9 protein-coding genes are annotated in these 9,252 nt (G+C 63.7%); 7 read left to right on the plus strand and 2 right to left on the minus strand.

The window, feature by feature from the left end; genetic code table 11:
• Positions 1-54 precede the first annotated feature (54 nt).
• Positions 55-666: a PilZ domain-containing protein gene (locus AC0L21_RS04925; RefSeq protein WP_007602573.1), complete on the plus strand. Its 612-nt coding sequence runs from the start codon at positions 55-57 to the stop codon at positions 664-666.
• A gap of 331 nt (positions 667-997) precedes the next feature.
• Positions 998-1,624 carry a transglutaminase-like cysteine peptidase gene (locus AC0L21_RS04930; protein ID WP_026232931.1) on the plus strand — a complete coding sequence of 209 codons (627 nt, stop codon included), beginning with the start codon at positions 998-1,000 and terminating at the stop codon, positions 1,622-1,624.
• Positions 1,625-1,744: 120 nt separating this feature from the next.
• Here AC0L21_RS04930 and AC0L21_RS04935 read toward each other — a convergent pair whose 3' ends face one another.
• A complete protein-coding gene (locus AC0L21_RS04935; protein WP_473258785.1) occupies positions 1,745-3,238 on the minus strand; it encodes a CYTH and CHAD domain-containing protein in 1,494 nt (497 codons plus the stop codon).
• On the opposite strand from AC0L21_RS04935, the gene AC0L21_RS04940 reads away from it, so the two are divergent.
• From AC0L21_RS04940 to AC0L21_RS04950, 3 genes are all read left to right on the plus strand, one after another.
• Positions 3,230-3,487: a hypothetical protein gene (locus AC0L21_RS04940; RefSeq protein WP_473258787.1), complete on the plus strand. Its 258-nt coding sequence runs from the start codon at positions 3,230-3,232 to the stop codon at positions 3,485-3,487. The genes AC0L21_RS04935 and AC0L21_RS04940 overlap by 9 nt on opposite strands.
• Before the next feature lie 341 nt (positions 3,488-3,828).
• Positions 3,829-4,641: a helix-turn-helix domain-containing protein gene (locus AC0L21_RS04945; protein WP_473258789.1), complete on the plus strand. Its 813-nt coding sequence runs from the start codon at positions 3,829-3,831 to the stop codon at positions 4,639-4,641.
• 114 nt (positions 4,642-4,755) lie between these two features.
• Positions 4,756-5,733, plus strand: a complete 978-nt coding sequence (locus AC0L21_RS04950) for a Bug family tripartite tricarboxylate transporter substrate binding protein (protein ID WP_473258791.1) — start codon at positions 4,756-4,758, stop codon at positions 5,731-5,733.
• Positions 5,734-5,773: 40 nt separating this feature from the next.
• Here the strand turns inward: AC0L21_RS04950 and AC0L21_RS04955 are convergent, their stop codons facing one another.
• Complete coding sequence (locus tag AC0L21_RS04955; RefSeq protein WP_473258793.1) at positions 5,774-6,481, minus strand: GntR family transcriptional regulator; 708 nt, start codon at positions 6,479-6,481, stop codon at positions 5,774-5,776.
• A gap of 264 nt (positions 6,482-6,745) precedes the next feature.
• Here AC0L21_RS04955 and AC0L21_RS04960 point away from each other — a divergent pair, with 264 nt between their 5' ends.
• Both AC0L21_RS04960 and AC0L21_RS04965 read left to right on the plus strand, forming a co-directional pair.
• On the plus strand, positions 6,746-7,732 hold the full coding sequence (locus tag AC0L21_RS04960; RefSeq protein ID WP_275174674.1) for an ABC transporter ATP-binding protein: 987 nt from the start codon (positions 6,746-6,748) through the stop codon (positions 7,730-7,732).
• A 42-nt stretch (positions 7,733-7,774) separates the two neighbouring features.
• Positions 7,775-9,064: an ABC transporter substrate-binding protein gene (locus AC0L21_RS04965; protein WP_473258796.1), complete on the plus strand. Its 1,290-nt coding sequence runs from the start codon at positions 7,775-7,777 to the stop codon at positions 9,062-9,064.
• Positions 9,065-9,252 lie beyond the last annotated feature (188 nt).

Below are 9,252 nucleotides of genomic sequence, written 5' to 3' on the forward strand. Positions count from 1 at the left end.
TGTGCACCTTAGGGTCGTCCCGGACTCCGCCAGGCGGGGGGTCGGGTTGTGAAAATGGCGTTGGCGCACAAAAAATTTCTTCCGGCCGCCGAGGAACGTCGGCGTTTCCAGCGGGTGAAGGTTCACCTGCTCGGCCGCTACATGCTGCCGGACCGCCGTGAATTCCCTTGCCAGGTGATCAACATGTCGCCGGGCGGGCTGGCGCTGCTGGCCCCCGGCATCGGCAATGTCGGCGACCGCGTGGTCGCGTATCTCGACCATATCGGCCGCGTCGAGGGCAAGATCACCCGCATCATCGACAATGGCTTCGCCATGACGGTCGGCGCGACGCCGCGAAAGCGCGACAAGCTCGCGGCACAGCTGACCTGGCTCGCCAACCGCGACATTCTCAACCTGCCGGAAGACCGCCGTCACGATCGTATCGTGCCGCGCAACCCGATCGCGGTGCTGACGCTCGAGGACGGCACCAAGATGACCTGCCGCATCATCGACCTCTCGCTGTCGGGCGCAGCCATCGCCGCAGAGAACCGCCCCCCGCTGAAATCGACGGTTCTGCTCGGCCGGGTGCAGGGCCGCGTGGTCCGAAACCTCGAAGACGGCTTCGCACTCGAGTTCATGCATTCGCAGCCAATTGAAACTCTCGAAGAGAGCGTTACCGCGCGGTAAAGCGCCAAGGCACCAAAACCACTGCATTTCCAGCCCTGAAGGCGGCCTCCGCGATGCGGACGCCGCCTTTTTCATGGGTCGTGACGAGCCTCGCGCGGGTTAACGCGGGGGCTGCGGGTGCGTGCAAGCAACAGTTCCGCCAGCGTTTCCGCGTTAATCGATAAAATTTGAATCAATTGCAGTCATATCGAATTCTATTCAAGTTTGACTCAAGTATAGATCGAATTCGCCGCGTGTTTTACTTGCATTCGTCTCGACTTGACTTGGCTGACTTAGCGGCAACTCAAAAGCTCCCTGCGCAATGTGGTCCCAACAAGAAACGGGGGCCGCAATGTTTGATTTCAGGGGACAGGGGAAGGGATTGGCGCTCGCCGCCATGCTCTTCGGAATGAGCGCGGCAGCGCAGGCCGGCGAAGGCCGTCTGCTCTACGCAAGCCTCGGCGACACCACGCGTGCGCCGATCGGCTGGGTCGAGTTCTGTGCGGATAATGCCGCTCAGTGCCAGGGCGCACCGACGCAACCGCGTGACATCGTGATGTCGCAGGCTGCATGGCGCGACCTCGTCAAGGTCAATCGCTGGGTCAACGAGACCGTCAAGCCTTTGACCGACCAGGAGCACTGGGGCGTGATCGAAAAGTGGTCGCTGCCGTCCGATGGTTACGGCGACTGTGAAGACTACGTGCTGTTGAAGCGCAAGATGCTGATCGATGCCGGATGGCCGCGCGAGGCCCTGCTCATCACCGTCGTGCGCGACAAGAAGGGCGAAGGACACGCGGTGCTGACGGTGAAGACCGACAAGGGCGAGTTCGTTCTCGACAATCAGAACGAGAACGTCGTTGCCTGGACGGAGACCGGCTACCGCTTCGTCAAGCGCCAGTCGCAGAGCGATCCCAACGTCTGGGTCTCGCTCGGCGACACCAAGCCGGCGGTTTCCACCGCCAGCGCGAGAGATCAGTAGAGACCAACGAAAGAGATACGCGACCCGGTCACATCCCCACCCCTCCCCGTCCCAGACCGGTTCGCGCGCGGCCAGCCATCCCCCAATGGCTGGCCGCAACTTTTTTAGGATGTGCTTAGCTCAGTCCTGCGGCGTCTGCCGCGACCAGGGCACGCGCGCGGCGGTGAAATCGCGCCATGTGCTTTGCAGGGCGGGCTGCACCCCGACCGACGCGCGCGCCTGCCAGCCGGCGATCGCCGCCGCGGCGATGGCGCAGTCGGGCTCGGCACCAAGGCCGTCCAGCAATGATGCCGTGACCACCATGTCGTTGAAGGCGCCAAGCTGCTCCTGCAAGCCGGCGAGCCTGCGCGCGAATTTTCGCGCGGATTTGCGGTCCGCGAACAGCGGCAGCAGAAACTCGCTGACATAACGCAGCCGCTTGGTCGCGAGCCGCACGCGGTGCAGACCTTCGGCGGGAAGCGATTTGAAGCGGCGGCCGCGCCTGAGCACCTTGGCGTACTGCGCCGACAGGATACGTGCCGCGAAGTCGGCCGCGGGTTCGGCGAGCCGGCCGAGATCCTGCGCGGCGACGTCGTTGCGCCAGCCGCGCGCCTCGATCCACCCGCCGAGGCTGATCAGGAATATCGCGCAGCGGCGATCGTCGAGCGCATCGTGCGCCTTGCGATAGGCATCCGACTGCCGCTCGGCCCCAACCTGGCCCAGCGCATCGAAGCCCGCGACCGACGGACAGGCTGTTGCGATCATCGGCAAGGTCTCGAGCCGGAACACATCCCAGTCGCGCGCGGCGGACAAATCCTGCGCCAGCCATTTGGCTTCGGTTCGCAGCGCATCGACGTTGCTCGACACGCCCGCCGAACGCATCAGATCCAGCACGGACCGCAGCCGGCGCAGCGAGACGCGCAACTGATGGATTCCCTCCGGATTGCGGCCGTCCTCGGCCGCTGGCAGCGATTGAAGCAAATGGAGAAAGCAGGAACGCAGGATTGTCGCGAACGCCTCGTCCAATGTCACCGACGGATCGAGACGAAGTTTTCGCGGACGCCGCGCCGAGGGCGGCTTGTCGGCGGCAAGATCGAAGCCGCGCGCCGATTTGGTGCGGATGGACGGCTTCACGACGCCGTGCTCCGCGAGCCGCAACGCGAGCTCGTAGATCGCGCTCGCGCTGCCGCTCTTGAGCTCCAGCTCGATCTCGCTCACCGGCAGTGAATGCTCGCCGGCCGTCAACTCGCCCCGGTCGAAGGCGATCTCGACCGTGCCTGACGGCAGGTCAATCATCCGCGCATGGCGATGGACATCGGCGGTGAAGACCACTTCGAGCGGTTGCGCTTCCAGGTGGCTGCGAATCTTCTCGGGAATGAAAGGCATCGCCAAAGCGAGCTCGGGCGCAAGCGAAGGCACGCTCGCCTCCCACTCACCACGGCGGAGCGGATCATTCACCGCATCGGTCTTCACGGTTTGCACGAACCGCGCGCCGCTCTGACGAACGCGCAGGCTCAATCCGTTGCGCCGAAGTGTCCGCTCCGGCGTGTCATAATAGACCGACTTGAGCCGCTTGCGCGTGCCCTTGTTGCGCGCGTTGACCGCGATCACAGGCGCGGCGTTGAAATGCGCCATGCGATCGGCATCGACGAAAAGCTTGAGCTCGATCTCACCGGCACCATGCGCGGCAGCACTCGACCGGAGTGGTTCCGTTGCCGGTTCCCCGTCTTGCGATGGCGTCTGATCGATCACAGGTTCCGCGACGAGTTCGACAGGTTCACGTTGCCTGAAGAAGCCGGCGGTGACTTGCGTTCTCTTGTTGTCCCTCGCAACAGGATTCCCATCCCGCGCGCTCGGAGCCTTGCGAACCGGCGTTGCGTCTGACTTCAGCATTTACGGTAACATGACAGTTCGATGACAGAGCGCCATCCTATAGCCGTTGCGGCTCGCGAGGAATAGTCACGTGACGTCGCAGCGCCCGACCGTCCACACGAGGCTGGGAGCGCACAATCCAGCTCGACCACAGGAACTAAATTGCCGGCGGGCGCAGCGTGCGATCGACTGGGCTGCGAATCCCGCCCTTCTCGAAACCGAGATGAACGCGTCAGCGAGCTTGACTCATGCCAGCCTTCCCGCAATCGGTGGCGATGGCGTCGAGCGCGCTGCCCTGTCCCTCCGGCGGTTGCTTCATCGGCTCACGGCACAGGCAATCACAAGGAGTTGGCATGACGTCGTTCCGTCCGGTCATTGCGTTGTCCAGGGGTCTCGAAGTCCTGCGAGCGATCAATCAGGAACGGCAGTCGACCGTCGGGTCGCTGCACAAGGCGACGGGACTCAACAAGGCGACGATCGTCCGCATGCTCGAGACGCTGGAGCATGAAGGTTATGTGGTGCGCCGTACCGAGCCGGCCAGCTACGCGCCGACGGGGCGCGCGCTGTTGCTCAGCGCAGGCTATGACGAGCCGACCTGGATTGGCGGCATCGCCGAACCCATCCTCAACAAATTCCGCAAGCAGATCCATTGGCCGTCAGACATCGCGGTGCTCGATCAGGAGTCCATGGTCATCGCCCACACGACGCGCGTGGATGGATCGCTGCTGTTCAGCCGCCCGCCGGGTTTTCGCTTTCCCGTCCTCGGCACCTCGATGGGACGCGCCTATCTCGCCTTCTGCGAGCCCGCCGAGCAGGAGCGCATTGCCGCGCGGCTTGCCCTCGGTCCAGAGCCTTGGAACGATCTGGCGCGCAATCCCGACAAGCTCAGCAAGGCTCTGCGCACGATCCGTAAAGCCGGGTTCGCGGTGATGGACGACAGCTACAGCCGCAGTATCTTCGGCGGCGCGGTCTGGGCGCTTGGCGTTCCCGTCGCGCTTCAGAACCGGCTGTTCGGCAGCATGAACGTGATGATGCTCCGCGAAGCGGTCAGTCCGGAGGAAGGCATACGCCGCTTCGTACCTCCGATGAAGAAAGTCGCTTCCGCACTTGCCGAGGCGCTCGGCGCCAAGCTTGCCGCGCCAGGCTCTTCTGCAGGTCGGCCGTGACCATTTCACACAGTGAAACGATATTTTGATTTCTTGACCCTCCTCCTTGCCCATGTGACACCTCGTTGCGGTGGCTTCCGGCTGCCCAATGACATAGGGAAAAGGGAGGCCGAAGTGCGGACATCCGCGAGAATTTGGGCTGCCGCGATTGCATGCCTGACGCTGGCCGCTTCTGAAACGGCTTGGGCCGAAGCCTGGCCGACTCGGGCCATCAAGATCGTCGTCTCCACGCCGGCAGGCGGCATCACCGATGCCTTCGCCCGTGCCTATGGCGACTATATCTCGCAGAAGCTTGGGCAGCCGGTCATCGTCGAAAACAAAACCGGAGCCAGCGGTGCGCTGGCGGCACAGTCGGTGAAGGATTCCCCGGCCGACGGTTACACGCTGATGTACACGATCTCGTCCACCTTGCTCGGTAACCGCCTGCTGCTGAAATCGCTGGCCTATGATCCGGACAAGGATTTCACGATCGTCGCGGTGACGCCTTCGGGGCATCTGCCGCTGGTGGTCCATTCCGCCACCAATGCAAAGACGATCGAAGAGTTCGTCGCGTACGCACGCGGCAGCAAGGTCACGGCCGGCTCGTACGGGATCGGCTCGTTCGCGCACATTGCGATCGCCGAGCTCAACCGCCAATTCGGTCTCGACATTTCCATCGTGCATTACCGCGGCGAAGCGCCGATGTGGCAGGATCTGGCCGCCGGAGTGATCCAGGCGGCGGTCGGCAGCTATCAGGCCGCGCTGCCGGTACTCGATACCGGCATCGGCCGCCCGATTGCCGTGCCGACACCGGTGCGCATGAAGAAGCTGCCCGAGACCAAGACATTTGCCGAGCAAGGGGTCACCGGCAATGTCTTCCAGCTCATCAGTTTTACCGCGCTGGTGGCGCCCGCTGCGATGCCGGCAGACCGGATCGACATGCTCGCCAAGCTGATGGTCGAAGGCGGCAAGACGGAGCGCGTGCAGAAGCTGCTCGATGCCTTCGGCGTCGACCAGCCGGCCATGGATCGTGCATCCTCGATTGCGCTCTATGAAAAGGAAGGGCCGGTCTGGCTCGAGTCGATCAAGACTCTGGGATTGGAGCCGCAATAGTCGCGCCCGCGCCTATTCGGGTGCGGACGCCTCGTTACCCTCACGCACCAAGTACGTCCGCGAGACGCAACTCGTCGGCGGCGGGATCCTTCAGGAACAGCTCAGCCTCGATCTCGTTCAGATGCGACAACATCTGCGCGCGCGCGGCGTCCCTGTCGCATTTGCGGATCGCGGCGACAATTCCGGCGTGATGATCGGTGCCGCAGGCCGGCGTGTCGTGCCGGCGATAAAGCAGGATGATCAGCGAGGAGCGGGCAATCAGCTCCTTGAGAAAACCGAGATAGATGCTGTGGCCACTCATCTCCGCAACGAGTCGATGGAAGTCGCCGGAGAGGCGGACCGAAGCACGCGCATCGCCACGCAGTTCCGCCTCGCGTTCCTCGGCAAGATGCCGCTGGAGACGCCCGATCCACGCCGGCGACACCGCGTCAACGGCGTGATCGACGATCGTCGGCTCGATCAGGCGGCGCGCCTCGAACACTTCGCGTGCGTCCGCAGGCGTCGGCCGCGCGACGAAGGCGCCGCGGTTCTTCTCGATATCGACGATGCCCTCATGGGCGAGCTGTTGCAGCGCGGTGCGAACCAACGTTCGGCTTGCGCCGTAGATCTCGCCGATCTCGTCCTCGCCGAGTTTCGTGCCGGGCAGCAGGCGATGCTCGAGGATCGCCGCAGTTACACCTTCCCGGATGCGGCTGACGCGATCGCTCGCATCTGGCGCGTCGGATTTCGGTCGGGATTTGGCGGCCATGGGAGTGAGGACTCGATCGTCGAAGATGGCGTCGAATCCTAATCGACCAGCTGTATCCAATCACAGGCGAAACTTTATACAATCCACGCCTGTTTTGTGTGCACGCAGCTGCGAAGGCGGCGAGCCACCCAGACCATGCGATTCAATCTAACGATCTGACTCCGCTGCACTGTTTTGGAATTCGGCCCACCGAGAACGATTCAAGCGCGATTGGCATGGACCTTGCGGAGAGAGGCGCAGCATCGCCCTCGCCCCGGACACGCCATGGCCACTCCCGCCGCCCTCGAACTGGTCGCCGTCAGCAAGCGCTACGACACGACGCTGGCGGTCGACACCGTCAATTTGAAGATCCCGGCCGGCACCTATTGCTGCCTGCTCGGCCCCTCCGGCTGCGGCAAGACCTCGACCTTGCGCATGATCGCCGGTCACGAGGCGGTCAGCGAAGGCGACATCATCCTGGGTCCGCAGAACGTCACCGATCTCGAACCCGCCAAGCGCGGCACAGCGATGATGTTTCAGTCCTACGCGCTGTTTCCGCACCTCACCGTGATCGACAACGTGGCGTTTGCCCTGAAAATGCGCGGCATCGACCGGGCGACGCGGCACAAGCGCGCCGGCGAGTTGCTCGAGCTGGTCGCGATGACGCCCTACGCAGCCCGCCTCCCCGCACAGCTGTCCGGCGGCCAGCAGCAGCGCGTCGCGCTCGCCCGCGCGCTGATCACCGAGCCGCAGATCCTGTTGCTCGACGAGCCGCTCTCTGCGCTCGATCCGTTCCTGCGGGTGAAGATGCGGGGTGAACTGAAGCGGCTGCAGCGCGAGCTCGGCATCAGCTTCGTTCAGGTCACGCACGGCCAGGAAGAGGCGATGGCGCTGGCCGACCACATCGTCGTGATGAACCAGGGCAGGATCGAACAGCAGGGAAGCGCCCGCGACATCTTCCATCATCCCCGCACCGAATTCGTGGCGCGCTTCATCGGCGGTCACAACGTCCTCAGCGACGCAGGCAAACTCATCGCCGTGCGCGCCGATCAGCTCGGCATCGTGCCGATCGCCGACGGCGCGGTCGGCGCGCCGGCGCTGCTGACCCAGACCGAGTACCAGGGCTCCTACATCGCCGTCTCGCTCACGCTCGAAGACGGGACCGCCCTGTTCTCCCACCTTCCCGAGGCTGCCTTCGACGTCCACCAGTTCCGGCCGGGCGATCGCGTGCTGGCCACATGGGATCCCGCCAAGGCGCAACGTCTGCAATAGCGCCGATCAATCACCGGAATGCGCAACAGAGGAGTGAGTGATATGACCGAAACGACCAGGAAGAAGGGCCTTAGCCGCCGCACGCTACTGAAGAGCACCGCGGGTCTCGCCGGACTTGCCGCAGGCTCCGGCGCCATCACCGGCTTTCCCTACGTCATGTCGGCCGAGCCGAAGGTGCTGCGCTATCTCGGCACCGCGGTGAACGAGGGCGACGAGATCTCCAAGCAGTGCCTGAAGGACACGGGCATCAAGATCGAATACATCACCGCGACCACCGACGACGTCACCAAGCGCGTGATGACCCAGCCGAACTCCTTCGACGTGCTGGACACCGAATATTTCGCGCTGAAGAAGATCGTGCCCTCGGGCAACATCCTTGCCCTCGATGCCAAGAAGATCAAGGAATTCGACAACATCACGCCCGTCTTCACCAAGGGCGTCACCCCCGGCGGCAAGAAGATCGGCGGCCAGGGCACCGCGCCCTGGAAGGTGCTCTATCTCGAAGGCAAGGACTCCAAGAAGTTCGCGACGTCGGCCACCGAATTCGTCACGCTGATCCCGACCGTCTACAACGCCGACACGCTCGGCATCCGTCCCGACATCATCAAGCGTCCGATCAGCTCGTGGGCCGAGCTGCTCAACCCTGAGTTCAAGGGCAAGGCCTCGATCCTCAACATCCCCTCGATCGGCATCATGGATGCCGCGATGGTCGTGGAAGCCACCGGCAAGTACAAATATGCCGACAAGGGCAACATGACCAAGGAAGAGATCGATCTCACCATGAAGGTGATGACCGAGGCTAAGAAGGCCGGCCAGTTCCGCGCATTCTGGAAGGACTTCAACGAGAGCGTCAACCTGATGGCCTCGGGCGAGACCGTCATCCAGTCGATGTGGTCGCCGGCGGTGACGAAGGTCCGCTCGATGGGGATTGCCTGCACCTTCCAGCCGCTCAAGGAAGGCTATCGCTCCTGGGCCTCGGGCTTCTGCGTCTCGAAGGGCGTCTCGGGTGCGAAGCTCGAATGGGCCTATGAGTTCGTCAACTGGTTCCTGTCCGGCTATGCCGGCGCCTATCTCAACCGCCAGGGCTACTACTCAGCCGTGCTCTCCACCGCGAAGGCGCATATGGAGCCTTACGAGTGGGCCTACTGGATGGAAGGCAAGGCGGCCGAGAAGGACATCAAGGCGCCCGACGGCTCGCTGCTCGAGAAGGCCGGCGCCGTGCGCGACGGCGGCTCCTACGAGGACCGCATGGGCGGCGTCGCGTGCTGGAACGCCGTGATGGACGAGAACGACTACATGGTCCGCAAGTGGAACGAGTTCATCGCGGCGTAATTTGATGGACACGTCAGAGGACATCCTGCAACAGGCATCCCCGGACCTGGTCCGGGGATCGGAGACGGCGCGCCCCCGCAAAACCGCGCGCCCGGGGCCCCCCCAAAAAAACAGGGGGCCCCGCCGGGCCGGGGTTGGGGGGTTTGGAGGCGTGGTGAAGATAACCCCGGTGTTTGTGGTGAAGATAA

It is taken from the genome of Bradyrhizobium sp. WSM4873 (assembly GCF_055811355.1).

Coding starts and splice junctions, on each gene's coding strand:
- AC0L21_RS04960 (WP_275174674.1), top strand. CDS start 6,746: ATGGCCACTCCCGCCGCCCTCGAACTGGTCGCCGTCAGCAAGCGCTAC.
- AC0L21_RS04925 (WP_007602573.1), top strand. CDS start 55: ATGGCGTTGGCGCACAAAAAATTTCTTCCGGCCGCCGAGGAACGTCGG.
- AC0L21_RS04945 (WP_473258789.1), top strand. CDS start 3,829: ATGACGTCGTTCCGTCCGGTCATTGCGTTGTCCAGGGGTCTCGAAGTC.
- AC0L21_RS04940 (WP_473258787.1), top strand. CDS start 3,230: ATGCGCCATGCGATCGGCATCGACGAAAAGCTTGAGCTCGATCTCACC.
- AC0L21_RS04935 (WP_473258785.1), bottom strand. CDS start 3,238: ATGGCGCATTTCAACGCCGCGCCTGTGATCGCGGTCAACGCGCGCAAC.
- AC0L21_RS04965 (WP_473258796.1), top strand. CDS start 7,775: ATGACCGAAACGACCAGGAAGAAGGGCCTTAGCCGCCGCACGCTACTG.
- AC0L21_RS04930 (WP_026232931.1), top strand. CDS start 998: ATGTTTGATTTCAGGGGACAGGGGAAGGGATTGGCGCTCGCCGCCATG.
- AC0L21_RS04955 (WP_473258793.1), bottom strand. CDS start 6,481: ATGGCCGCCAAATCCCGACCGAAATCCGACGCGCCAGATGCGAGCGAT.